Source organism: Symplocastrum torsivum, assembly GCF_059505465.1.
This window is the reverse complement of record NZ_JCACKQ010000015.1, coordinates 51,490-78,150: the sequence shown is the minus strand read 5'-3', so window position 1 is coordinate 78,150 and position 26,661 is coordinate 51,490. Positions and strand designations below refer to the sequence as shown.

Here is a 26,661-nt window from a genome sequence, read left to right as displayed (position 1 = left end):
ACTATCCCATTCACAACTCACAACTCACAACTAAATTATTGTGGACTGGGAGACGGGGTAGCTGTAGTTTGGGGCGTGGGGCGAGGTGTGGCTGGAGTCGGTGAAGTCGTTGCTTGAGGTGTGGGATTGGGAGTTGTTGGTGTTGGTGAGGCTGTTGCTTGAGGCGTTGGACGGGGAGTTGTTGGAGTCGGTGAAGTCGTTGCTTGAGGTGTGGGATTGAAAGTTGTTGGTGTTGGTGAGGCTGTTGCTTGAGGCGTTGGACGAGGTGTGGTTGGAGGTGTCGGACGAGGAGTTGATTGGAGGGGTGAAGCCGTTGGGCTGGGCGTTGTGGGGATGGGCGAAACTGTCGTTTGAGGTGAAGGTTGGGGAGTTACCGGGATGGGTAGCGGTACTACAGGAGCAATTGGGGTAAGGGTAGGAGAGGGCGTTACAACGGGTACTGTCGGAGATGTTGTAGGAGTTGGGGCAGTAATTGGAGCGGTAGGTGCTGTCTTTTCCCCTAAGATACTGGGATCACCAGTGTCATAAACGCCAGCAATACAAGCAATCATCATCGTTGCTAAGGTGCCAACAAATAAAGCTTTCCAACCAAGTTCAGAGATATCTTTACGCCGAGAAGGAATCAGAGCAATCGTGCCACCCACAAAGATGCCTACTGAAGCTATGTGAGCAAAGCCAGAAAGAGCATAACTGATAATCAAAACTGCGCGATCGCTTAAAAGCCCTTGTGCCGCGTCCTGTCCTAATGTTTGATAGGGGGGAATTGCTGTCTCGAATAATCGGCGTCCAATAATTACAGAAGAACGCCAGAGTTCGTTCCACTCCAAAGAAACTCCTGTTAGAGCAGTAAGCGGTAAAAACAAAGCTCCCAATATATTCTGTAAGGTGACGACGCTAAAGAATTTACCAATAAGCTGGAACACGAAGATGTCTGAGTTTTGTAAGCTGGCTAACCCACCGAAGAGTTGATTGATTAAGGAAACCAAGCCCAGGATTAAAATCAACACAGCCGCGATCGCAACTGCCATTTTCACTCCATCTAATGCACCCACAATTGCTGCATCGACTGGGCTAACACGCTCTATGGGTTCTCCAGCCACAGTTTCGGTCGGGGCATCCTGAAAATCAGACTCTACAACCTCTTCATCCTTCTTGTCTTGAATTTTCTCTTCTTCAGGAATCCCGCCTGCTGTTAGGGGAACTTCTGTCTCTGGAACTAAAATTTTCGATAAAACAAAACAAGCTGGAATTGCAATAATCGATGCCGAGACTAAATGCACAAGAATATTGGGAAAAACATTTTCCAGGGCTTTAACATAGATAATCAGAGTTGAGGAGGCTGCCGTTCCAAAACAACAAGAGAGAATGGCACACAGTTCACTGCGGGTCATTTTTGCCAAGAATGGCTTAACAACAATTGCCGCCTCAATTCCTACAAAAATATTTGCCGATCCACTTAATGCCTCAGCACCACTTAAGCGCATTGTGGCGTAAAACACTTTGGCAAAGAAATTAATTACAGGTTGAATCACACCGATGTTGTAGAGTAACGCCATCAGTCCAGAGAAGAAAATGACTGGAGGCAAAACTCGGAAAGCAAAAATCGTGCCGATACCTGGTGTGGGGGCTTCACCAACTCTAGGAATCAAAGCTGGGCCAAAGACAAAGCGCGCTCCAAAATCAGCGGCAACAAAAACAGCATCGAGTAGACGGCTAAAGGCATCCAAGATGAACCGAGTAACTGGAAACTGAAATACCAAAAATCCCAGAATTAACTGCAAGCCAATGCCGAAGATAATTACTCGCCAAGGGATGACTCGCTTGTGTTCTGAAAATAGCCACGCGATCGCACACAGTCCAAAGATACCAAAAAAGGAAATGAGGTTGAGAAACGACATGGGCTTAGTCCTCTTGATGAGGCGGGAGACATCTCACCTCGAATACTTGATGAATACTCATCACTCTCAGCTTCTTCCTGTCTTGAGAAGGATGGCGTGATTCATCCAAAACAATAGCCGATCAGGGCGGTCTTCGGCATGAGAGGAAGCCTAAAATAAGCACAGAGGAGTGTTAAGAATCTCAACTATTGGTTTACATAACGTTAAACACTCAAGTACGAGAGTCGGTAGCCAGCTACTAGCAGCATTTATTAGCAAGTAACTCAAAGGATAACTATTCAGAATGGACGCATTTAGCGCAATCCCGCCTGACTGGACAAAATCAGCGACTCATGCATTAGAGTTTTGCTGCCCCAACTGCCGCTCTTCTTCGATAGAGTCCCAAGGAGTTTGGATTAATCGCCGATCGCCTGTAATGACAGAAGAGTATCGCAAGAAGTGGCAAGAGTTTTATCAATGTCAGTGTGGTAATGTCTGGTGGGCGTGGAGTAGCGATCGGCCACCGTCTGATTTAGTCAAGCGCGATAACCCACCAACATCATGAAAGCTTTTAGCTGTCGGCTTTTTAGGATTGATCTGTGAAAACTTAGGTTACAGCCCCATCATTCGCCATTTTCAAGCTTGCCTAATGAAATGTAGTGCTGTTTCCTTAGAGAGTCAAGTTCTTCTAGATCAGAGGCAATCAACTTGTCAATAAGTTCAACAACTCCAGCACCGCGATCGCCTTTCGTCACAAAATCTGCACGCTCTTTGAGTACGGGCAGGGCATTGGCAACGGCAACCCCACACCCACACAAACCAAGTAAAGCCTGGTCATTCTCTGCATCTCCTATCCCAACCGTTTTGTGTGGCGATAACCTCATCTCACTGAGAGCAGCATTCAAACCAGAAGCTTTGTCAACACTTGGAGGAAGCACCATCACGGCATCCTTGTTCAGAATTACTTGATGTTCCAGTCCTAACTTACGAATCACCGCTAAAACCGTTTTCTCATGAGGATGCCAAGTAGCAACAATCACCCGTCCTACACCAAGGGAATCAACCCCTTGCTCTTGCAGCGCCTTAACAAACGCTTGGGGTGGAGGCTCACCTAAAGGCTTCTCCTTGCGTGTTGCAGGTTGGTAGAGTAAGGCTCCATTCACAGCCACAACCCACTCGAAGAGGTTGAGGTGAGGGAAAACTTTGTGAAGGTCATCCAACTGTCGCCCTGTAACTAGGATTAATTTTCGACCAGAATCCAGCAGACGCTCAAGTGCTACTAGGGTTTCCTCGTTTACTTGACCATCACAAGCCAATGTCCCGTCATAGTCACAAGCCAATGCCAAAAAACGCATCGATATATATCCTCCAGTGCGTGTAGAGCTAATCCTACTAGAGAGATGGAGCGGCTTTGTCCTACTTTGGGTTGGATAATTAACTGCAAATTATTCAAAGCATTTTTCCATCCTCTTTGAGGATTCCATTGTTGATGGCTAGAGAAATCAACAGTAGGATGTTGAATCCCAATATCACTTTGACAAGATTGGTTTAAGGACAAAAAAGCCGGGGAATTTAAACTAATCATCAAATAAACGCAAAAATTATTTCCCCCCACTTTTCAAAGTCCTGGAAATTAGTAAAGCAGTTGTAATATTTTGAGCTACGCAACCTCTATCTTAGTAACTATACTGAGTTCTATATAAAACTCTTTTAAATCTTCCTAAAGATGGATATGAAACAGTTCCTTAACTGCGTGAAGGTGAGAGGTACAGTTTCTATCTCATCTGGCAAAACTCCTGAGAGAGCGATCGCAAAAAACTTAGCACAGCCTACCAATTATCAGGCAGGGATAGCACTAGGAAAGTGTGCTGTTAAACTTATTACCTTGGGAATTAGTGGAACGATACCCTTCGGGATAGCTTTGCTGCACGCAAGTACAAATACTCAAGCGGTAGCGCAAATTACACCGGATGTGACATTGGGAGCTGAACAGTCTGTTGTTCGTCCGAATGTCATGATTGATGACCATTACGCTGACAAAATCGAGGGTGGGGCGCTTCGAGGCTCTAACCTGTTCCACAGTTTTTTAGAATTCAACATTGGCGATGGACAGCGAGTTTACTTTGCCAACCCAAGTGGAATCGAGAATATCCTGACGCGGGTAAGTGGCTCAAACGCCTCAAACCTCCTGGGAACCCTAGGAGTGACTGGTTCAGCCAATTTGTTTTTAATCAACCCGAATGGCATCATCTTTGGACTCAATGCCCAACTCGACATTGCTGGGTCGTTTTTAGCGAGTACAGCAAATAGCCTTGTTTTTGAGGATGGCTTTGCGTTCAGCACAGCTAATCCAGACGTACCACCACTGCTAACAATCACTGCTCCGATTGGCTTGCAGTATGGGTCGAATCAAGGAGGAACAATTAGCAATTCTGGGAAGTTATCTGTTGGACAGAACCTAACCTTAGCGGCGAACAATCTCAACTTACAAGGTGAGCTGTATGCAGGGAGAAACTTAACCCTACGAGCATTAGATACCGTGAAGGTGCGAGACAACACCACAAATCCGTTTATTGCTTCATCTGGTAGAAGGTTGATGATACAGGGCAATCGAGAGGTGAATCTCATGGCTTTGAATCATCCAGAAAGCGGCTTTTTCTCTGGTGGAGATATAGTGTTACGTTCTGCCAACCCCATTAGAGGCGATGCTCATTACACAAGCGGTAGCGATTTTCGTATAGAGAAGCTGGATGGCAGTCTCGGAACTTTAGTGAGTCCCTTCGATCCAGTTATCCAAGCAAGTGGTGATGTTAGCTTTAGCAGTTATACGGGTGCTTCCCTCCACGTCTTAGCAGGTGGTTCAGTCAACATTGGTAGCGTCACCATTACAGGTACAGATGTAACGAACTACATCAATCAAACAGTTACCCTCTCGGAGGGTACTCTTTTGGAGGTCAATGGAGGTGCAAGACCTACCCTTGATATTCGAGCGGGAACTACCGCATTTGATAGCACTGTTGGATTACAGGGATTACCTACTCCTAGTAATCTAAGTATTCTGAACACAGCCACCAGTGCTGAAATCGCGATTGATAGCATCACACTTAGTGCGGCAGACGGCTTGGTTTTGCTCACCAATCAGTACAGTCCCAATCCCGCTTTACCTGCCGGAACGATTCAGGTTGCACAGATAAATAGCAGTAGTTCTCTAGGGAATGGCGGCGATGTTGTCATTGACTCAAGAGGTGGAATTGTCCTTAGTGGCAACGTCAACTCCCAATCTACGGCAGCAGCTAGTAGTGGTGGCGCTGTCACTCTTATCGCTAACGACGACATCACAACAACTAATATTCAGTCTGATTCCAGCTTCTTAGATGGTGGGCAAATCAGTCTTACAAGCCGCCATGGAGCAATTGACACAAGTGCAGGTTCTCTCACTTCCTTAGCAGGTTCTTCTGGCAGAAATGGTGGACAAATTACTCTGAGTGCTAATCGTGATATCACGACAGGGAACATCAACTCTTCGGGCGGCAAGTTGGGTGGTGGCGGCGATATCACGCTCATCAGTAATGGCAGAGTTTCTGCTGCTCATAGTTCGATTCAAAGTGAGACTTTTGGTTTCCACAAAGGTGGCGACATCGTTGTTACAGCGAGGTCGCTTTCCCTATTCGATAATGCTTTTCTGAGTACAAGTACTCATCGCGCTGGGGATGCAGGCAGTGTGACCATTACGGCAACGGATACTGTCTCCTTTGATGGTGCACTTAGCTCTAAGGAGTTTAGTGGCGCACTCAGCTTGGTGAAAAATGGAGCAGAAGGTAATGGCGGCAACCTCAATATCACAACGGGTTCTCTATATGTGACAAATGGTGCTGTACTCAGTGCCAGTACTCGTGGAGAAGGAGATGCAGGCGATGTGAATATTACTGCCACAGATACAGTTTCCTTTGATGGTGTCGGCAGCAATGGATTATCGAGCAGGGCAACCAGTCGAGTGAACTTTGGAGGACAAGACAATGGGAATGGTGGCAACCTCAACATCACAACGGGTTCTCTGTATGTGACGAATGGTGCTGTACTCAGTGCTAGTACTTTTGGTTATGGGGATGCTGGCACTGTAAACATTACTGCCAGTGAGGCGATTTTCTTGGACGGGTTAGGCAGCCATGGATATCCAAGTGCGATCGCTAGTCGTGTTGAAAAGAATGCAGAGGGTGATGGAGGTAACCTTAACATCACAACAGGCTCCCTGTATGTAACAAGTGGTGCTCAACTAAGTACTACGACTTCGGGCAAGGGAGATGCGGGAAATATCAACCTTACTGCCACAGATACCGTTTCCTTTGATGGCGTAGGCAGAAATGGAAACTCTAGTTTGGCATCCAGTCGTGTAAATTCTTTGGAAGGCAATGGCGGTAACATCAACATCACAGCGCACTATCTGTCGGTAACCAACGGCGCTATCCTAAGTACAACGAGTGTTGGACAGGAAAGGAGTGCGGGCAACCTTCAGCTTACAGCCCAATCGATTCTTTTAGACAACGAAGGTAGGCTCAGTGCAAGAACAGCATCCGGTAATGGTGGAAATATTACACTGCAAATACAGGATGTATTGCTATTACGAAACAATAGTGCAATATCGACCAATGCTGGCTTTGATGGCACGAGTGGAGATGGTGGCAACATTACAATCAATGCTGGATTTATCGTTGCCGTTCCTCAAGAAAATAGCGATATTACCGCGAATGCTTACCAGGGGAGAGGCGGGAAGATTAACATTACAACCCAAGGGATTTTTGGGATTGACTACCGAGAAGGCTTGACTTCCCTGAGTGACATCACAGCCAGTTCTGACTTTGGCTTAAGTGGTGTAGTGGAGATTAGCAGACCGGAGGTTGACCCCAGCCAAGGATTAACATCCCTGCCCACCGATATAATTGACACCACTGGAATGATTGACTATCAATGTCAAGTTGGCAGGAGTTCAGCCGGAAATAAATTTACAATGACGGGGCGGGGAGGCTTACCGCCCAATCCCAATGAATCTCTGGGTGAGGAAAATTGGCTAGAAGATTTAGGTAGTCCTATGCAGGTAGGAGAAGTAGGGGAAGCAAGGGAGATAGTGTCTCCTGTATTAGGAAATGCATCTGCATCCTCAGCTAACCAAATTGTTGAAGCTCAAGGCTGGATGATTGATGCAGATGGAAAGGTGACTCTTACTGTTCAAGTTCCCGCTCCTACTCCTGTCACGCCTACGTCTCAGCAGACTTGGCAAGTCTCGGCTTCCTGCCAAAATATTCCTAATACAGCTAACCTCACTGGCACCGCTCACTAAGATGGCAAGCAAACGGCGTTTACTATTGGGTAGTTATCAGCCCCTGCCAAAATTTGTTGGTTTCGGTAGTAGGTGGTTGGTGTATCTTTTGCTAGCTTGTCTCAGTGCATTGTTAGTGATTGTTAGCCCACCTGTTTTTGCGTATATCTCCAGCGAAGTTCCGGTTACCCAAACCATAGTGGCACCTAACCAGTTAGTGCAACAGGGACGAGAACATTATGAAGCAGGACAATTTGTTGCGGCGGCTCAGGTTTGGCAACAGGCAGATCAAGCTTATCAGTCTCAAGGAGACAGCCTAAAGCAAGCCATGGTATCGAGCAATCTTGCTTTAGCGCATCAGCAGCTAGGACACTGGGCGGAAGCAAAAAAAGCGATCGCAACGAGCTTAGAACTACTTCACTCAGAGCCAGACACCATTGAGCGCCGCCGTATCCTTGCTCAGGCTTTGAATACTCAAGGAAGCTTGGAAATGTCTCAGGGACAGACCCAGCAAGCTTTGACTACTTTACAACAGGCGGCAGATGCTTATAAACAGGTTGGTGATGAAATCGGGGTAATTCGTTGTGCAATCAACCAGGCACAGATTCTGCGGGTGCAAGGACTTTACCGCCGTTCGCTCTCGATTCTCGATCAAGTCAATCAAACCCTGCAAGGGCAGCCCGATTCTTCCCTTAAAGCAGCGGCTTTGCGTCACTTAGGTAATACCCTCAAGTTAGTGGCTGAGTTCAATAAATCTAACGAAGTCTTGCAGCAAAGCCTAGAAGTGGCGGAAAAATTAGCTTCGTCGCCAGATATTGCCGCTGCTTTACTGAGTTTAGGCAATACGGCTCGTACTCAAGCTGATACAGAAGCTGCACTGACGTTCTATCAAAGGTCAGCTACTCTCGCAAGCTCACAAACTACTCGAATTCAAGCGCAAGTCAACCAGTTGAGTCTCTTGGTTGAAAGCGGTTCCTTTTCACGCACTGAGCCTTTGTTACCCCAGATTGAGGCACAGCTAGCTGACTTACCCCTTAGTCGTATTGCTGTCTTAGCTCAAATTAACTTTGCCCAGAGCCTGATGAAATTGAGTACTGGTGATGTGGGGAAGCAGGAATTAATCCCCAATCGCCAGAAGATTGCCAAAATCTTAGCCACAGCCGTTCAGCAAGCCTCAACACTAGGAGACCAACACGCACAAGCGTATGCCCTTGGTAGTCTTGGCGGATTGTATGAAAAGAATCAGCAGTGGTCAGAGGCTCAAGATCTTACCGAACAAGCCTTGATTTTGGCTCAATCGATTAATGCGCCAGATATTACCTACCGCTTGCAGTGGCAACTGGGACGACTACTCAAAGCCCAAGGTGATGAAAAAGGTGGGATATCAAAGTCGCTGGACTACCACAAAGCCAGCATTGCGGCTTACACGGAAGCTGTCAACACCCTCCAGTCTCTGCGGAGTGACCTCGTTGCCATCAACTCAGAGGTACAGTTTTCTTTCCGTGAGGGTGTGGAACCTGTCTATCGAGAGTTAGTGGAGTTGCTGCTCAACGCGGATGAAACCGAGACTGATTCCAGCCGCCTGGAAAATGCGCGTCAAGTGATTGAGTCGTTACAGGTAGCTGAACTCGATAACTTTTTTCGAGTGGCTTGTTTAACGGCAAAGCCTGTGAAAATCGACGGTATCGATCAGAATGCCGCCGTCATTTATCCGATTATTCTACGCGATCGCCTTGAAGTCATCCTCAGCGTACCTCATAAACCGCTGCGCCACTATGCAACATCCCTTTCCTCTAACCAAGTTGAAAGCATCGTGGCACAGTTACGTGTCGCTCTAACCAAGCCTTTTGGTTGGAGTTTCCTACCCCTTTCCCAGCAAGTGTATGACTGGTTAATCCGGCCTGCTGAAGCGGACTTGCAAACCAATGAAATCAAAACATTAGTGTTTGTTCTAGATGGTGTTCTACGGAATATTCCAATGGCAGCTCTTCATGATGGTCAGCAATACTTGGTGGAAAAGTGTGGCATTGCTTTAGCTCCAGGTTTAGAGCTGGTTGAGTCTCAACCTCTAGCTAGAGGCAAGCTCAAGGTTCTGACGGCTGGACTCTCTGAAGCTCGTCCCGGATTTTCTGCACTTCCGGCAGTAGAAGTTGAAGTAAAGGAAATTCAATCTCAAATACCAGGTGAAGTGCTTCTCAATGAGGAGTTCAACACACTAAACATTCAAAACGCAATTGATGATCTTGCCGTTCCCGTAGTCCACATAGCCACTCATGGCCAATTTAGCTCTAAAGCAGAGGAAACATTCATCCTAACTTGGGATGGTCCGATTAATGTCAATGAACTAAATAACCTACTTCAAACCACAAGTCAGCGTCGCTCTAGACCGATTGAATTGCTAGTTTTCAGTGCTTGCGAAACGGCAAAAGGAGATAAAAGAGCTGCTTTGGGAATCGCTGGTATGGCAATGCGAGCAGGCGCACGTAGTACACTTGCAACACTCTGGTCAGTCAATGATACAGTGACTACGGCTCTAATGGTTCGATTCTATCAAGAGCTGGGCAATGATACGGTTACAAAAGCTGAAGCTCTCCGTCGCGCTCAACTCTCAATCTTGCAAGACTTTAAGTACAGGCAGCAACCTTATTATTGGGCACCTTTTGTATTAGTTGGAAATTGGCTATAGAGGCATCGAAGACACTTCATCTGAAAAGGCGATCGCTTTACATCACCTGTCTTTATGTGACTACGCTTGAGAAAGGTGTTAGTTATTAGAATTCCTCTGAAACCCCGTTAATAGCTAACTTGCTGCTATCCTTTATTACTAACAACTAACAACCAACAACTAATAACCAATCCAGAACTTAGGTTGTGTGTTCAAGGTTAACACTACCTTCATCCGTCTGAACCTTATCTATGCAAGCCCTCAATTTTTTAGCCATCACTTGGACGCAGGGTTCTTGAAATAAGCTTTCGTTATTGCCAGGAATATCATGGATATCCAATCCACCAGGAGCCATCTTGCCCCATCCCAAATCAGCGTCATAGAAGGCAACCTCATCAATGGCTCGGAAGAGAGTCACAGACCCGTGATAAACCTGTTGCGGTGCGAACACCCACTCTGGATTTCCCGCCTTTTTCTTCTCTCGATACGTGAAGTTGCGGCAGGCTTGAGGCGCAGGAAGTCCAAAGCGATCGTACAACTGGCAGTACATATTCATTAGCTGATTCTTGGTGTGTTCTAGCCCCATCTTTCTGTACAAGTAGGGAAAACCCAATCGTAAAAAGTTATTCGAGTGTGCAAAGACCCGTTCCCGGACTGACAATATTTTTTGGGCTTTTGCATCTCTTAAGGAATTTAACAAGGCGAGAACCGCTACCTCTTCACCTTGCGCCTGGAGTTTCTCAGCCATGTCATAGGCGACTCGACCCCCGCAATAGATACCTGCCAGAAAATAAGGACCATTCGGCTGGATCATTCGCATCTCTTTGATGTAATGAGTTGAGGCATCCTTAACCTTGTTGGCAGAATCTTCATCCATAATCCCTACGGCTAGTCCATAAATTGGTCGTTCAGGATCTAGATGACGAGCCAACGGCTTGCAGAATTCAAGCCCCTCGCCTAGCACATGGAGAAAGAACAAGGGCGGCTTACTTCCACCAGCTTTAATGACAACTAAGGAGGAATTTGATGCTGCCCATCCTTCCTGACTAAGAATGTTAGCCAATTGCTCAATGGTTGGAGCCTGGAAAATGGTAGCCGAAGGAATATTCTTGTTGAAGGTTTTCTCGATTCGCTCAAATAAGCGTGCGGCTAGTAGAGAGTGACCTCCTAGATCGAAGAAGTTGTCCGTCACGCTGATAGACTGGACGCCTAAAACCTCTTGCCAAATCTGCGTTAGCTGCACTTCTAACATATTCCGGGCAGCCACGAATTCTCTTTCCAGTTCACGGTGTTCCTGGTTGGAAGTAAGAGAGCGACTTACCAAAAGTGGCAGTAGTGATGAGATAGGCTGCTCAGGGTTAGCGACGATCTCTTCTAGTAGGGTTTGGAAATGACCCAACATCTGGGTGATAGTAGCATCATCAAACAGGTCAGTGTTGTACTTGAACACCCCAGTTAGTTCTTGTGCCCCTTCCACCATCGACAGCGACAAATCAAAGTCAGCCGTACCGTTTTCAATATCCAGCGAACTTACAGTTAAACCCGATAGCTTGAGAGGCTGCTTCGGGACATTCTGGAGAGCAAACATTACTTGAGACAGTGGCGTTTGCACCAGATTGAGAGAATTTACCAACTGCTGAACGGGTAGATCTTGGTGAGCAAAGGCTCCCGATGCACAGGAGCGTACCCGACTCAACAACTCCCGAAAACCGGGGTTTCCAGAGAGGTCGGTGCGTAGAACTAGCAGATTGACAAAGTATCCAATTAGCCCCTTGGTCTGGGTTCGATTGCGGTTAGCGGTGGGACTACAGACAAAAAGATCATCCTGATCTGTGTAGCGGTACAGCAATACCTTGAAAGCTGCCAGTAGGGTTGTGAACAGGGTTGCCCCCTCCTGACGACTCAAGGATTTGATTGCTTCAGTGAGTTCCTTCGGGAAAACTAGAGTTTGGTGAGCGCTACGACGGGTTGGAACTATCGGTTGCGGATGATCAGTCGGTAGTTGTTGCACAGGAAGACCATCACTAAACTGCTGCTTCCAATAGGAAAGCAAAGCATCTAAGAACTCATCTTGCAGCCACTGCCGTTGCCAGACAGCAAAGTCGGCGTACTGAATAGGTAGTTGAGGAAGCATAGAGGGTTTCCCAGTAGAGAAGGTTTCGTAAAGTGCTTCTAGTTCTCGAAACAACACACCCTCTGACCATCCGTCAAAAACAACTTGGTGTATGGTTACAAGCAGCACATACTCCTGCTCACCCAGTTGTAGTAAAGTCGCCCGTAAGAGCGGTCCAGAGTCCAGGTTGAAGAGGCGCTGGGCTTCTTCGGTAGCTAAGCGTAAGCTCTCGGTTTCCCGTTGGTCTGACGAGAGTTCTTGGAGGTTTACTATCGGCAGTGTCAATGTTCGCTCTGGAGCAACGACCTGAACTGGCTGCCCATTCACTGTAGTAAAGGTCGTTCGTAGGGTTTCGTGACGCCGCAGAATTTGGTTGAGGCTTTGCTCCAGCGCCGGAATATTGAGCAATCCTGTAATGCGTAAGGCTAAGGGTATGTTGTGGGAGGAACTATCAGGCTTCAACTGGTGGAGCGACCATAGCCGTTCCTGAGAAAAAGAGAGAGGTAAGTCTGTATCCCGTGATATTTGCTGTAAGGGTGGAGCCTGATTCTGTAACGCGATGACGGTTTTAATGGCTTGCCAGAACTCTTGTGGAGCTTTTTCTAATTTAGACTGCTCTTGTGGAATTGTCTCCGAAGCAGGGTCAATTTTCCCCTTGTAATTCAAGGCTACTGATGAGGTGCTAAACTGTTCAGTTTCTAATGATTTCATCATTTTCTCCTACTAACAAATTCTTTACTTAATAGTTGGCAAACTCAGCACCATGCCTTAAATTTGCCAGTTCAAACCAATGCTCATCTCGTCACTCTTGCTCCACGATGGAACACTATATCTATCCTTTCGTGGTCAGTAAATTGCGGATAGGTATTCCAGACAGCACCATTCCACAGCTTTGGAATGTAATATCTCTTTTTGCTCCAAGTTTTTCATAAGCCGCTAAAACAATTTTTTCGGTTTCCTCCCAGCCGAGACATTTATCTGTGACAGAAATACCATATTTTAAGTCCTCCAAATTGTTAGGGATACGTTGATTACCTTCGTGTAAATTAGATTCGAGCATCATCCCGACTATTGATTGATTACCCTCTACAATTTGTTGGATAATATTTTCCAACACCAAAGCCTGTGATTTGTGGTTCTTGTTTGAATTTCCGTGGCTACAGTCGATCACAATTTTTTGAGGCAAATTTAAATTCTTCAATTTTTCTTCCACCTTTGTTACAGTTGCAGCATCAAAATTTAGATGACCTCCCCCGCCTCGTAAAATAATATGACCATACAGATTACCTCTAGTTTTAAAAATGCTTGTCTCCCCCATTTCATTAATTCCAAGAAAATGGTGAGGCATCCTGGATGATTGAATAGCATCTAAAGCCACTTGAATATTGCCATCAGTGCCATTCTTAAACCCAACTGGCATAGACAATCCACTAGCCATTTCGCGGTGAGTCTGTGATTCAGTAGTACGTGCGCCAATGGCAGACCAAGAAATTAGTTCAGCTAGGTAACGGGGCGTTATTGGGTCTAGGGTTTCTGTGGCAGCAGGTAATCCTAATTCTGCTATTTTTATCAGTAAGTTACGTGCTGTTAATAAACCCTTCTCGATGTTAAAAGAATCATTGAGATCGGGGTCATTAATCAATCCTTTCCAGCCTACAGTTGTTCGAGGCTTTTCAAAGTAAACCCTCATAACAACCAGTAGTTTATCTTTGACTTGATCGGCAAGAGTTTTGACTTTTGCTGCATACTCTTTAGCCGCTTCGATATCGTGGATAGAACAGGGACCAACGATAATAAATTTCCTGGAGTCTTTCCCATCAAGGATATTTTGTATATCTTGTCTTCCTTGCCAAACTGTTTTTACTGCATCCTCACTTATGGGCAACTTTTCTTTGATTTGAAGCGGACTCATTAAAACTTGTGACGAGTCAATGTTAGTATCAAGTATTTTCTTGGTGTCCATACTTTTCCTCTTTCCCTTGTGTTCCAGTATTGATTATTCCTACAACTTAATATTTGTTTCTTATAAGCCTTTGGTAAAATAACTCTCAGGGAATTTTTCAGTAATCATCATGGTAGATTTCCGATTGGAGAACACAGCGTAGGTGCGGAATAGCATATTTTCATCTGGCTCAATATTAAAGTAACTAGATAAACCCTTAGCTGGCTCCTTTCCTGAATCCAGAATTTCTTTGAATGTCTCTATTCTTTGTTCAAGCCAAATTTGACTGAGGGGTGTTTTAGTCTTTAGCAATTCATCTCTATATGTTTCATCTAGTCGCTCAGGTACAATAATTGACTCGGCATAAACAAGGTTTTTTCGGCTTATCCTTCCTCGCAACAAGATATTTCTAGCAATTACCTCAGTCCCTTTATTCAACTTCATGGGTAATATATCGTGTGTTATCGAAACTAATTCTTCCGATAGCTTAATAACTTGAACCTCCTCTAACATATAAGCTTCTAGAATATCTGTGAGTGTTCCATCAGTTGTTAAAATAAGTCTTTGGAAAGTACTCAATTCCGATGGATTGATATGATGACGAGTTAATGATTGCTGTAGATCGGTTCTCATAATTTGGTCTTGTTTCTTAGAGATGCTAGTTATGACTTGTTGCTGAGTAACTTTTATAATTTGGTCTTGTTGCTTAGGAATACAAGTCAGAACTTGCTGATGAGTAGTACTCATGATTTGACCTTGCTCCTTTTTATTGATTACTAGAGAGATGTTAACTTTCTGCGTTAACTAGTTAAAGAAGACAGCCGTTCCTAAACACAAGAGAGACAAGTCTCAATTGCGTAGTTTAAGTAAACTATAAGGGTGGAGCCTAATCCTGTAGCTCGATAACTGTTTAAGGGCTTATCAGGATTTTGCTGAGGCTGTTTTTGTGGAGATGCCGGAGAAAGATGACCGTCTAATCTTTGTCGTGAGTTTATTTTTGTAACACGTTAGATTTTTCAGACTTTAGCTGTTTTTTGACTGGCTTCCACCCTTTAGTCTTTGTTAATGAATAGCCTTGTGCTGAACGTCCTTTAACTTCTGATGCTTCGGCTATTTACACTTTGACAGAGGTAGGGATAACCTCTTGCTTGTTTTTGATCAATTCAGTGATATTAGCCAAGGTGCGAAAGTTATCAACGTCGATTTCACAAGTTTCAAAGGTTACACCAAAGGCATCTTGCAAGTTCATCACAAGCATCATGGCGTTGATAGAATCTAAACCGAGGCTGAAAAGATCTACATCGTCTAGTAGTTCTTCACTACTGACATTTGGCATAATCTCTAGAACAACACTGTGGCTTTTCTGCTTGATATCTTCAAAGCTTTCCATAATTCCCACCCTTCTCTTGACAAGCTAGATTTTTATTCCTGGATACGAGGCTTAATCTGCCTCTGTTTAGGGCAGTTACCCTGTTATTTCAGTTGCATTTCAGTACTATCAAACAACTGAAGCAAGGGCTGAGGCTGCCTTTACCTGATTGGTGAAGTAGGGCATGACTTCCCTAGAAAATAGGCGTATTGAGGATTCTGCGGCTTCAACTGGTAGCGTGTTGAAGTTCACCTGTAGTGAGGCGATTTCAAAGCCACCGACTTGCTGGTGATAATCTGCGATCGCTTCTCGTATATCCTTCGGTGTCCCAACCCAAGCTGCACCCTTAGCAACCTGAGACTCAAACGTTTCTTCCTTAAGTCCCGCAATAATCTTGTCGTAACCTGGGTAATCAGCAGAACTCGAACCCGAAGTCCAGTCTGAGGCGGCATCAACCAGAGACTCTAGATAGTCGTTAAGTGGCTGACGTGCGATCGCAACTGCTTCTGCATTACTCAACGAGCAAAACATATGAAACGCCAACATCACTCGCCCCTGCCCTGGATGCCCTGCTGACTTCCAAGCATCGCGATACAGCCCAATCAATTCTGCCATCTTGCCACCAGCGAGGGGAATCGCCATCAACCCGTAGCCTTTTTTCCCCGCAGCAACAAACGATTCAGGAGTCGCCAGCGCCGCTATCCAGAACGGTGGACGTGACTTCTGAGTTGGGCGGGGTAACGAGGTAACGTTCTTGAAGCTGTGGAACTGCCCTTCCATCGTCACGTCTTCTTCCTCAAGCAGACGGCGCACCTGTTCTACCCCTTCCTCAAAGCGCGCACGACTCTCACTCAAGCTAACGCCAAACCGGACGAACTCATGAGGCAGGAAAGCACGCGCAAAACCGACTTCCAGACGCCCATTGGAAATCGCGTCTAGCATCCCAATTTCTCCCGCCAGTTTCAACGAGTGATTGAATGCCGGTAGAACCGCGCCAGTAATCAAACGGGCATTCCGGGTACGCTGGGAAGCGGCTGTCAGAAAGACAATCGGGTTAGGGCTGTAGCCACCGTAGGGGTGAAAGTAATGTTCGACAATACGGACGTTGGTATAACCTAACTCATCACAGAGGCTGACGAGGTGTAAAGCCTCATTAAAATACTGTTGTCCAGATTTCTGGTTAGGTGCAACGTCAGGGAAAAACTGTAGTCCGAATTCCATAAGATACTCCTGTTGTGGCAGTTGAAAAATGCTTTTACGGATTGCCTGAATCGTCAAAGAACCTATACAACTACTGAGAGATGAGTATCCAACGTTTGCAGTGTCATAATGTTTACAGTCCTTAATGATCTATGTGGTTTTTAGGGCTGCCTCTGCCAGAGCGGGTCAAACTTGTGGCAGGGGCTTTAACTTAAGTGATTGTAAATGCACCACTGATTTAGGTTAGATACTCATTCGCCTGTTGTATGCTCTCAACCTAAACCTTTTTCCTCAAAACCTTACCTAGGGGATTTTTCGGTAATTCTTGGCGGAACTCGATGAATTTTGGAGTTTTGTAGTCGGCTAGCTTGTCTTTACAGAACGCCAAGATATCTTGCTCTTTACATTCCCCATTCAAGACAAGAACTGCCTTAACCATCTCGCCGCCTAGGGGAGCTTTAGTTCCGACAACAACAGCTTCCGCTACCTTGGGATGAGTCATCAAGACATCCTCTACTTCTAGAGGGTCTACTTTGTGTCCGCCAGTGTCAATAAAGATTTTCTTCCGTCCAGTTAGGTAAAGACGCCCTTGTTCATCTTTTTTCCCTAAGTCACCTGTAAAGAAGTGACCATCTTGGAACGCCTCTTTATTCACTTCTGGTAAGTTGTAATACCCTGTTGTTAGGGTTTCGCTTTTGATGACGAACTCCCCAATGTCACCAGTAGGCAATTCATTACCCTCGTCATCCATCACCTTGATTTCTACATTCTTCATCGGTAAACCGATGGAATCGTACTGAAGGTCAGCTTCATCCTCTAAGTTGATCGCAACAGCCCCTGCCTCTGTACAACCATAAAGTTGTCTGAGAGGAATACCAAATCGGTGCAGGAATTTATCAAAAGTATCTTTGGATAAGAAGTTCCCTGCTGAGATACAGGCTCTCAAACTCGCGAAATCTACTTGAGTCTGATAGGGCGTTGCTGCCAGAATACTATAGATGTAAGGTACGGCTGGCAGAATCGTAATCTCCTCGGTTTCTATGAGATTTAAGACTCGCGGACAGCGGAAAACGAATGGCATCTCAACAGCAACGCCATTCTGAATAAATTGCTCTAGTATTACTAGGGTTGCTCCTGTAAAGGTAGCTGCTAGTAAGCATTCTCCAAACCCATAAGCGTGAAACAGCGGTACTATGCACAAGATATTGTCGGACGCTGTGACGTTTAGGGTAGTTACACAATTGTTCGCTTGGTGAAAGAGGTTCTTTTGAGTTCTCGATACTCGTTTCGGTCTTCCTGTAGAACCAGACGAGTACTGATAAATGACATCTCCTTCATAGGGTGCTGTCTCTTCAAAATTAGCCGTGTCTTTTTGAATGAGGTCATTAAAGGAAGCACTTGATGGATAAACTCCATCAATCACAACCAGCTCGATTTTTCTGTCGAATTTTGAGATAACCTTCTGGCAAAGTTCAGCCCGTGCCATGTCGGTAATGATGACACTCGCGCCAGTATCACTGATGTAAAAGTTGATTTCAGCTTCTTTAAACATGGGGTTTAAAGGAAGTGCGATCGCCTTCAACGTAGCTGCCGCATAGAAGCTGATGACAAACTCTGGGCAGTTTGGTAAAATTATGGCAATGGAGTCAGATTTCTCGACACCTATTGAACGTAGTCCGTTGCTTAATCCAACGACTTTTGTATAAAGCTCTTGGTAGTTTAGCCTCAGTTTGTCGTAGACAAGAGCCGTTTTTTCAGGATAGCGTTCAACCGTCTTGAGCAAAGTTTGATGCAGCATGGTAGAGCCTCGCTGATTTGAACTATTAGAGTTTTCCCAATTGGAATTCGGGAAAGTTCAGGTTAATCAGAGTCTAGGTATTACAGAGTAAAATTCTTGCAAAAGTCAAAGCTAGCGGCGTAGCTATAGTACTTATCACTCCGGTCCTTCCTTTTTATGCAAGAAACGCAAATTTTGCGGGAATTTTTACACTGGAGGGTAAATCGATAGTTTGAGCGATCGCAAGTTACCGTTCTGTAATGATCGCTTCGATTTCTAGATCTAACTCTGAACGGCAGATATCCGAGCGAAGATAGAGGATATGGTCGTCTTCAGACGCAAAAATGCTTTGAGAAAACAGGTTGCGGACGTATTCTACATCTTCTAGATGTCTGATATAGACCTTAAAAGTTCGGTCATATTTTGCCGGATCGGGCATAGTTCCGTGATAACTCAGCCGTTCATGTAATAAACCCATCCGTTCAAATACCAGACTCATGTTGTCAAGAGTGGTATGCAACTGTTCACTAATATTCCTGAGAGTTACTGATTCGTGACTCTTAATACTAGCGGTTCCCGATAAATAGCCAACTTGTTTGCCATCCTGATACACTACCGTACCTCGTGCAAAACTCGGCGCTCTTGGCCCATACTGTTTGGGATAGTGGAAAGCTGGGACTTGTTCAGGATTTTCCGTATTAGTCGCTGTTTCTTTACCTGCGATGAAATAAAGAACCAATTTGTTGTCGTTGATACCAACGGCTGAGGCAGCAGGCATTTTAACATTGAAATCTTCACCATAGAAGGCTTCAAATGCCAAAGAACGACCCTTGCAAAAAGAACGGTAGTTTTCTAAGTCAAAGGCTTCTTCGTTAATGTAGGGAACATAGTTCCAGACACGGTATAAGTTCCAGTCTTTGGTCAACTCTAAGAAGTTGAGATAAATCTCATAGGCTGACTGTTCTAAAGGAAAGTCTACTTCTTTGACCAATGCTCCAGCGAATCTATCGGCTGTTTCAACGATATGAAACCCTAACTTTTGGTAGATTCGTCCCGGCTGAGAAATTATGTACTCTGTATCGTGTTGACCTAAGATAGGGATTTTTACCGATAAGTCAACGGTATTCCCGGTAGTGATGCAAGCCGTCTGATTCTGACCAAAACGAACGCGAAGGCTTTGGGTTTCTAGACCAACACCTGGAAGAGTTGTAAGGGAAAGAGTCATCTTTGTGACCTCCAAAATAAAGCAGATACACGGCGAGATATCCACAACTATCTTCTTCTAAAAGACTGGGAACAATAGTTGTAAATAGCTCTCTCGTTCAGAACTGAAAGTTATTTTTGAATCACTCTTAAGCGTTGTCGAAAATAATTACACGATCCCCTGGAATTGGATAGAGCTATCTGTAAAACTTTATCAAAACTATATAAAGAAATATTGCGTTTTTCCTTAAATTGGAGTAGAGCAGACGCAAAAGCCTTTGGCTGTAAGAAGTCGTTAAGTGTTTACAAATAAAAAAAGTTTGCCTTGACGTGTGAAGTCTCGGCAAAGATTGCTGAATTATGCATAAAACTTTTAATCGTTACAGTTGCCCATGTTGATTGAGACGAGAGGTTCTTAAGTAGTTGCACAAAATTAATTACACAAAATCTAGGTGAAATTCTTGCCTGGTAAAGAATCAGTATGTAATTAATTCTGTTTGGTTACTTATTCATCGCCATACCGATGAGGAAGAAGCGATAGTCGGCGGATACACGCCGATAATCGCCAGTTAAACTGAGGAAATTTCTAGTTTTGAGATTTACTCGTAGGGTCAGCGAACGCTTTGAACTCAACAGCGTCATGACTACAGAAGAGGCGCACACCCCTACTATGATCAAGTGATAACTCGCGTAGCCGATCTTGATTAAGGAGCCGCGCCTTGCGATCCACCTCCATCATCCACTGGTAAGCACGTAGTCCCGGTGTGCAGTGGCGCTTGGGATTCATCTCGTGCCGATAAAAGTAGGCATCGCCTGCATTCAAGAGCCAACCCTCTGATGTCTCAATGGCAATACCAGCATGACCTCGCGTGTGACCAGCAAGCGGAATTAGGAGAATCTCCGGAGGCAGTCCATCAAGGTTACGGACTGCCTCAAAACCGAACCAGGGTTCACCCCCTGCTGAATAGTACTGCCAGTGTTTGACTTCATCCCACTGTCCTGGCCGATAGCGCCGACTGGCGATGAAACCGCCCCGATCCTGTGCGGCATCCATTTCAACCTGCATAATGTGTACCGTTGCTTCAGGGAAATCCTCTAGACCGCCTGCATGATCGAAATCGAGATGGGTTAGCACAATGTGCCGCACATCACTTGCAGAAAATCCGAGTTGCTCAACCTGATGGATCGCCGTGTACTTGCGCTCAAACTGGATGTTATTAAAGTGGATGAAAAATGGACTAAGCCGTGAGTAAGGCGACTGAACATCACGCAGTCCAAAACCAGTATCAATGAGAACCAGTCCCTGATTTGTTTCAACGAGCAGGCAGTGGCAGACAAGGCGAGCCGTTAGCCCAGGGCTGAACCCATCGAAGAGTGCCCCGCCTATCGGACACATGCAGCCGCAGTTGAGATGATGAATTCGCATGAATACTCTATTACGTCTCTGACTGCTTAGGGTTTGAGGACAATTTTGATGCAGTTGTCTTTTTTGTCCTTGAAAATCTCGTAGCCGTGCGGGGCTTGCTCTAGTGGTAGACGGTGGGTGATCACGAACGATGGATCGATATCGCCATTTTGAACATGATCTAGTAACGGCTGCAAGTATCGATGAACGTGTGTTTGCCCTGTTTTCATGGTTAAGCCTTTGTTCATAAAAGCACCCATCGGCATTTTGTCTACAAAGCCTGTGTAAACACCGGGAACCGATACCGTACCCCCTTTGCGACAGGCAACGATCGCTTGACGCAACACATTGGGTCGGTCAGTTTCTAAACGCACCGCTTGCTTGGCTTTGTCATAGAAGCCTTCCAAACCCAGTCCGTGAGCTTCCATTCCTACCGCATCCATTACCGAGTCGGGACCACGCCCACCTGTCATCTCCTTCAGGGCTTCACCCACCTCGATTTCCTCATAGTTCAAGACTTCTGCCCCACCTTCTTTCGCCATCTGGAGACGTTCGGGAACGCGATCAATCGCAATGACACGCCCAGCACCCAGCATAAAGGCACTTCTAATAGCAAACTGCCCAACCGGTCCACAACCCCAAATCGCAACAGTATCTCCTGGCTCAATGTCACAGTTTTCTGCTGCCATATATCCGGTAGGAAAGATATCGGTGAAAAATAGGACTTGTTCGTCTGTTAGTCCATCGGGAATCTTGAACAAACCAACATCAGCAAAGGGAACACGGGCATACTCCGCTTGACCTCCCGCGTAGCCCCCTGTCAGATGGGAGTAGCCGAAAAGTCCCGATGGGGAATGACCCATCATTTGTTCTGCCATCCAAGCATTGGGGTTGGAGTTATCGCACAGTGACCATAAACTGCGGTTGCAGAAGAAACACGATCCGCAGGAAATGGTAAAGGGGACAACTACGCGATCGCCTACTTTCACATTCTTAACGCTACTGCCTAGCTCAACGACTTCTCCCATGAATTCATGACCCAGAATGTCGCCCGGTTTCATGGTTGGGTTGTAGCCGTCATAAAGATGTAAATCAGAACCACAGATTGCTGTTGACGTGATTTTAACAATCGCATCACGCGGATTAATAATTTTTGGGTCGGGTACGGTTTCGACTTGCACATTGTGAGTACCTTCCCAGCAAACTGCTTTCATCTATTTAAATTCCTAAAGTGTATTTCGATGTTCTTGACAAATCGTGGAGTCCTCAAGCGATGAGAGTTCAACCTAAGGATTAGCCGTTGACGACTGTACCGCCGTTGGGATGCAAGATTTGACCCGACATATAAGAGGAGTCATCGGAAGCCAAAAACACATAGCTGGGGGCAACTTCTTCCGGTTGACCAGCGCGTGACATAGGTACTTGCTTACCGAATTTCTCAACTTTGTCTTCGGGGAAAGTAGCAGGAATTAGTGGTGTCCAAATTGGTCCGGGAGCAACACCATTAACACGAATTCCCTTTTCAATTAAGCTCTGTGACAGTGAGCGGGTAAAGGCAACAATTGCACCTTTAGTGGCAGAGTAATCAAGCAGTTCAGGGCTGCCCTTGTATGCTGTTACCGAGGTCGTGTTAATGATGGCGCTTCCCTCTTTGAGGTGGGGTAGTGCCGCTTTAGTTAGATAAAACATCGAGAAGATGTTGGTACGGAAGGTGTGTTCTAGCTGTTCTGAGGTAATGTCCTCAATGCTATTCTGGGGATGCTGTTCAGCGGCATTGTTGATCAGAATATCCAGACGACCGAACTGATCAATGGTCTGTTGCACAACTTGCTGGCAGAATGATTCATCTCCAAGATCTCCGGCAATCGGTAGGCAGTTGCGCCCTAATTCTTTAACCATTTGCTTCGTCTTTTCGGCATCTTCGTGTTCATTTAAGTACACGATCGCCATATTGGCTCCTTCTTTGGCAAATGCGATCGCAACGGCTCGACCAATACCACTATCACCCCCAGTAATCAGTGCAACTTTCCCTAATAGTTTGTTACTACCTTGATACTTAGAATCATCTGCCTTAGGCTTCGGAGTCATTTGCTCTTCGCTACCAGGTTGTTGTTCCTGATGTTGTGGCGGTTGTAGCTGTTGCTCTGTTGGCATAATATCCTCCTTGCTTGTCTCAATAGAGACTCTTAACATCCGCAAGGTTATCTACTCTAAGTAGAAGCAGAATCAATCTTTGGCTGGAAAAGTGACTATGTTTGATTACTCCTGAGGAAATAGACAAATTATGAGAACTCTACCTTCAATAGGAGAGTACTATTACTGATTATTTTTCAAACCACTGGTAATTCAGGCTTACTTCAAATGAGCGGTGCAGTAGCTGTAGGAAAATTTTGTAATCAGGGATACAGTAGTTTTTACCTCTATTCCAAAAGATAGAACTTAACATTCGATGAGGTACAGTACTTTTGGAAGAAGAGAGAGCAAAAGAGTTTCTTTAGGTTAATAGTTAGCTTTATAAAAAGCAAAAGCCGCCTCCATACAGAGACGGCTTGATTTATTGCTGATTTAGCTTAAGATACGTGACCTCTAGTAGAAGCAATATCTCGATTGCTTTTACCGACTAACTCTTAGTAGTCGAAGTCGCCACCCATGCCAGCACCAGCACCAGCAGCAGCGTTATCCTTCGGCTCAGGCTTGTCAACGACAATGCACTCAGTCGTCAACACCATACCGGCGATCGAGGCGGCATTTTGCAGAGCAGAACGAGTAACTTTAGCAGGGTCAACGATACCAGCTTCAAACATATCGACGAACTCATTGGTTGCCGCGTTGAAGCCAACGTTAAAGTCCTTCTCTTTCACACGCTCAGCAATAACTGCACCGTTTTGACCAGCGTTCTCAGCAATCCGCTTTAGAGGTGCAGCAAGCGCACGGGCAACAATCAAAGCACCAGTTAGGGCTTCCCCTGTCAATGTTTCGTTTGCCCAAGCTTCTAGATGAGGAGAGAGGTGAGCCAGGGTTGTACCACCACCAGGAACAATACCTTCTTCCACAGCCGCTTTTGTTGCGTTGATCGCATCTTCCAGACGCAGCTTGCGGTCTTTCATTTCGGTTTCAGTAGCCGCGCCGACTTTCACAACTGCGACACCACCAGCAAGCTTCGCTAAGCGCTCTTGCAGTTTTTCCTTGTCGTAGGAAGACTCAGTTTCATCGATTTGACGACGAAGCAGCTCGCAACGGGTTTTAACCGCCACATCGTTACCTTCAGCAACGATGGTGGTGTTGTCTTTGGTAATGGTGATACGACGGGCTTTGCCTAGCATATCCAACTTGGTGTTGTCTAGCTTCAGACCAGCATCTTCGGTGATAACTTGACCACCAGTGAGAACGGCGATGTCTTCGAGCATCGCTTTGCGGCGATCGCCAAATCCAGGAGCCTTGATTGCGGCAACGTTCAGTACACCCCGCAGACGGTTGACAACCAGAGTGGCGAGGGCTTCTTTCTCAATATCTTCAGCGATAATCACCAAAGGACGACCGGAACGAGCCACTTGCTCCAGAACAGGTACCAAGTCTTGTACCAAGGTGATTTTCTTATCGGTTAGCAGGATGAAAGGCTCTTCGAGAACCGCTTCCATCCGCTCCATGTCGGTGGCGAAGTAAGGGGAGATGTAGCCTTTGTCAAAGCGCATCCCTTCGGTGATTTCCAATTCGGTGGTCATCGACTTCCCTTCTTCCAAGGAAATCACACCTTCTTTGCCCACTTTGTCCATCGCTTGAGCAATCATCTGACCGACTTCATCGTCGTTACCCGCAGAGATTGCAGCAACTTGCGCGATCGCTTTTGAGTCTTCAACTTGCTTAGCGTGTTCAGCAATCTTTTCTACTAGGTAGACAGTTGCCTTATCAATCCCACGCTTTAGGGCGATCGCATTTGCACCAGCCGCAACGTTACGCAAGCCTTCTTTGACCATCGCGTGAGCCAGTACGGTTGCTGTTGTGGTACCGTCACCAGCCGCATCATTGGTTTTGGAAGCCGCTTGGCGAATCAAAGCAACGCCAGTGTTCTCAACGTGGTCTTCCAGTTCAATCTCTTTAGCAATGGTGACACCGTCATTAACGATCTGAGGAGCACCAAACTTCTTCTCTAGGACTACGTTACGACCCTTTGGACCTAGGGTAACAGCGACGGCTTCTGCCAGAATATCCATTCCCTTTTCCAGGGCGCGACGAGCGTTTTCGTTGTAAATGATGCGTTTAGCCATATATGTTTAGTTCAGTCAGTAAAAGAACTATTTGTGAAAGGGTCAGTGGTTAGGGTTCAGTTGCTATTAGTCGCTTGCAACTGACAAAAAAGCTAATCGCTTGCCTACTTAAGAAACGATGGCGAGAATATCTTTTTCCGATAGCAAGACGTACTCGTCGGTACCTAGCTTGATATCGGTACCAGCGTACTTGGAATAAAGAACCTTGTCGCCAACTTTGACTTCAGGTTCAGCGCGGGAGCCATCGTCGTTGCGCTTCCCAGGGCCAGTTGCGACGATTTCCCCAATTTGGGGCTTCTCTTTTGCGTTGTCGGGTAACAAAATGCCCCCGGCAGTTTTCTCTTCAGCAGCGCTCACCTTCACGAAGACGCGATCGCCCAACGGTTTAACGGTGGAAACACTCAGAGATACAGCGGCCATACAAATCTCTCCTGTCTACTTCTTTCGGCTGAGTTAGCACTCTCAGCTCCTGAGTGCTAATTTACTCAACCTGAGCAGGTAATTGCAACAAATTTTCCTGTACGGGTTCCCGAACTAACAGCTCAGTTATACCTACAATTCATGTAGGGAGGCACTTAGATAGCCATTGAAGGAATTTTATTTGTATAGAAAGACCAGACACCTTTGCTCCAGAACTAAGTAAGAATACTTAAAACTTAGAGGTGGTTGACTCACAGCTAGTATCCAACTACCTCAATCCGGGGGTAGATATAGTATTAGCCGGGGCGCTTAAGCGTCTGTGGGGAAAAATTTAAGTCAACTATTCAGTAGCTATGCAAGCCAACAAAACTGACGATAATCTAGCGGAATCATGCAGCTGTGAAGCCTTAAACACAAATAGTGCTTCAGACAAAAGCGCATTGACAGCTTGTATTAAAAGCTTGGGAATCAATCAAATTCAGCGACATATTTTTATTTGTGCTGATCAAACTAAACCCAAATGCTGCTCAAAAGAAGCTGGTCTAGAAGCCTGGGACTACTTAAAAAAGCGCCTCAAAGAGTTAAACCTCGATCAACCAACTGACTCTCAACCAAGCGGTGTCTTCCGCACAAAAGCAAATTGTCTACGAGTTTGTGCCTCTGGTCCACTCATGGTAATTTACCCAGATGGTGTATGGTATCGCAATGCGACACCGGATGTGATTGAACGGATTATTCAGGAGCATTTGATTGGGAACCAGATTGTGGAAGACTATGCGATCGCAATTCATCCATTACCACAAATTGTCCAATCCCCAACTCATGCCTTAGAGAAGATAAAACAAACCGACGAAATTCTTTCTGAATAGATAGAACAGGCACCTTATTATCATCGTTCCTGATAAATTAACATAGTACTTACTGTGTATAATTCCATTCATTCCTCTACTGCCTTTCTTGCGATAGCGAAGCGAGTAAAGCGAAGCGCAGATCGCATCCAAATAAATCTTGCTCCTAAGCAAGTGATGGCAGAGATTCTCGACTTGTATAACTTCGGCTGTAGCGAATTTCGTAGCGTTTAAACAGTCTTGCGGATAATGACAAAACAAAA

General features: G+C 45.6%; 19 protein-coding genes and 1 pseudogene. 5 read left to right on the top strand and 15 right to left on the bottom strand.

The window, feature by feature from the left end; genetic code table 11:
• Positions 1–35: 35 nt before the first annotated feature.
• Positions 36–1,898, bottom strand: a complete 1,863-nt coding sequence (locus tag AC5JL3_RS05450; protein ID WP_496073504.1) for a NupC/NupG family nucleoside CNT transporter — start codon at positions 1,896–1,898, stop codon at positions 36–38.
• Positions 1,899–2,181: 283 nt separating this feature from the next.
• Between AC5JL3_RS05450 and AC5JL3_RS05445 the strand changes: the two genes are divergently transcribed.
• The gene (locus tag AC5JL3_RS05445; RefSeq protein ID WP_192219725.1) at positions 2,182–2,442 is read left to right on the top strand and encodes a hypothetical protein; all 261 of its coding nucleotides are present in this window, start codon (positions 2,182–2,184) and stop codon (positions 2,440–2,442) included.
• A 58-nt stretch (positions 2,443–2,500) separates the two neighbouring features.
• On the opposite strand, the gene AC5JL3_RS05440 is transcribed toward AC5JL3_RS05445, so the two are convergent.
• Positions 2,501–3,232: an HAD family hydrolase gene (locus AC5JL3_RS05440; RefSeq protein ID WP_496073503.1), complete on the bottom strand. Its 732-nt coding sequence runs from the start codon at positions 3,230–3,232 to the stop codon at positions 2,501–2,503.
• Positions 3,233–3,300: 68 nt separating this feature from the next.
• Positions 3,301–3,518, bottom strand: a pseudogene (locus AC5JL3_RS05435) (IS701 family transposase); the annotation flags it as partial.
• A 91-nt stretch (positions 3,519–3,609) separates the two neighbouring features.
• Between AC5JL3_RS05435 and AC5JL3_RS05430 the strand changes: the two are divergent.
• Both AC5JL3_RS05430 and AC5JL3_RS05425 read left to right on the top strand, forming a co-directional pair.
• The gene (locus AC5JL3_RS05430; RefSeq protein WP_496073502.1) at positions 3,610–7,212 is read left to right on the top strand and encodes a two-partner secretion domain-containing protein; all 3,603 of its coding nucleotides are present in this window, start codon (positions 3,610–3,612) and stop codon (positions 7,210–7,212) included.
• Position 7,213: 1 nt separating this feature from the next.
• Entirely contained in the window at positions 7,214–9,877 is a 2,664-nt protein-coding gene (locus tag AC5JL3_RS05425) for a CHAT domain-containing protein (RefSeq protein WP_496073501.1), read from the top strand.
• Between the two features lie 178 nt (positions 9,878–10,055).
• Here AC5JL3_RS05425 and AC5JL3_RS05420 read toward each other — a convergent pair whose 3' ends face one another.
• From AC5JL3_RS05420 to groES, 12 genes are all read right to left on the bottom strand, one after another.
• Positions 10,056–12,683 (bottom strand): condensation domain-containing protein, encoded by a 2,628-nt coding sequence (locus tag AC5JL3_RS05420; protein WP_496073500.1) that lies wholly within the window; start codon positions 12,681–12,683, stop codon positions 10,056–10,058.
• A gap of 118 nt (positions 12,684–12,801) precedes the next feature.
• Positions 12,802–13,932: a 3-deoxy-7-phosphoheptulonate synthase gene (locus AC5JL3_RS05415; protein ID WP_496073499.1), complete on the bottom strand. Its 1,131-nt coding sequence runs from the start codon at positions 13,930–13,932 to the stop codon at positions 12,802–12,804.
• A 60-nt stretch (positions 13,933–13,992) separates the two neighbouring features.
• Positions 13,993–14,658 (bottom strand): chorismate--pyruvate lyase family protein, encoded by a 666-nt coding sequence (locus tag AC5JL3_RS05410; RefSeq protein ID WP_496073498.1) that lies wholly within the window; start codon positions 14,656–14,658, stop codon positions 13,993–13,995.
• A 367-nt stretch (positions 14,659–15,025) separates the two neighbouring features.
• Entirely contained in the window at positions 15,026–15,301 is a 276-nt protein-coding gene (locus AC5JL3_RS05405; RefSeq protein ID WP_496073497.1) for a phosphopantetheine-binding protein, read from the bottom strand.
• 108 nt (positions 15,302–15,409) lie between these two features.
• Complete coding sequence (locus AC5JL3_RS05400; protein ID WP_496073496.1) at positions 15,410–16,501, bottom strand: LLM class flavin-dependent oxidoreductase; 1,092 nt, start codon at positions 16,499–16,501, stop codon at positions 15,410–15,412.
• 256 nt (positions 16,502–16,757) lie between these two features.
• Entirely contained in the window at positions 16,758–18,278 is a 1,521-nt protein-coding gene (locus AC5JL3_RS05395) for a class I adenylate-forming enzyme family protein (RefSeq protein WP_496073495.1), read from the bottom strand.
• A 226-nt stretch (positions 18,279–18,504) separates the two neighbouring features.
• Positions 18,505–19,482, bottom strand: a complete 978-nt coding sequence (locus tag AC5JL3_RS05390; RefSeq protein WP_496073494.1) for a chorismate transformation FkbO/Hyg5 family protein — start codon at positions 19,480–19,482, stop codon at positions 18,505–18,507.
• Positions 19,483–20,046: 564 nt separating this feature from the next.
• Positions 20,047–20,886, bottom strand: coding sequence for an MBL fold metallo-hydrolase (locus AC5JL3_RS05385; RefSeq protein ID WP_496073493.1), 840 nt, complete (start codon positions 20,884–20,886; stop codon positions 20,047–20,049).
• A 26-nt stretch (positions 20,887–20,912) separates the two neighbouring features.
• A complete protein-coding gene (locus AC5JL3_RS05380; RefSeq protein ID WP_496073492.1) occupies positions 20,913–22,079 on the bottom strand; it encodes a zinc-dependent alcohol dehydrogenase in 1,167 nt (388 codons plus the stop codon).
• A 79-nt stretch (positions 22,080–22,158) separates the two neighbouring features.
• Positions 22,159–23,019: an SDR family oxidoreductase gene (locus AC5JL3_RS05375; RefSeq protein WP_496073491.1), complete on the bottom strand. Its 861-nt coding sequence runs from the start codon at positions 23,017–23,019 to the stop codon at positions 22,159–22,161.
• 473 nt (positions 23,020–23,492) lie between these two features.
• Entirely contained in the window at positions 23,493–25,130 is a 1,638-nt protein-coding gene (groL, locus tag AC5JL3_RS05370) for a chaperonin GroEL (RefSeq protein WP_496073490.1), read from the bottom strand.
• Between the two features lie 108 nt (positions 25,131–25,238).
• On the bottom strand, positions 25,239–25,550 hold the full coding sequence (gene groES / locus AC5JL3_RS05365; RefSeq protein ID WP_496073489.1) for a co-chaperone GroES: 312 nt from the start codon (positions 25,548–25,550) through the stop codon (positions 25,239–25,241).
• A gap of 353 nt (positions 25,551–25,903) precedes the next feature.
• Here groES and AC5JL3_RS05360 point away from each other — a divergent pair, with 353 nt between their 5' ends.
• Complete coding sequence (locus AC5JL3_RS05360) at positions 25,904–26,419, top strand: (2Fe-2S) ferredoxin domain-containing protein (protein WP_496073488.1); 516 nt, start codon at positions 25,904–25,906, stop codon at positions 26,417–26,419.
• A gap of 54 nt (positions 26,420–26,473) precedes the next feature.
• The gene (locus tag AC5JL3_RS05355) at positions 26,474–26,632 is read left to right on the top strand and encodes a hypothetical protein (protein WP_496073487.1); all 159 of its coding nucleotides are present in this window, start codon (positions 26,474–26,476) and stop codon (positions 26,630–26,632) included.
• Positions 26,633–26,661 lie beyond the last annotated feature (29 nt).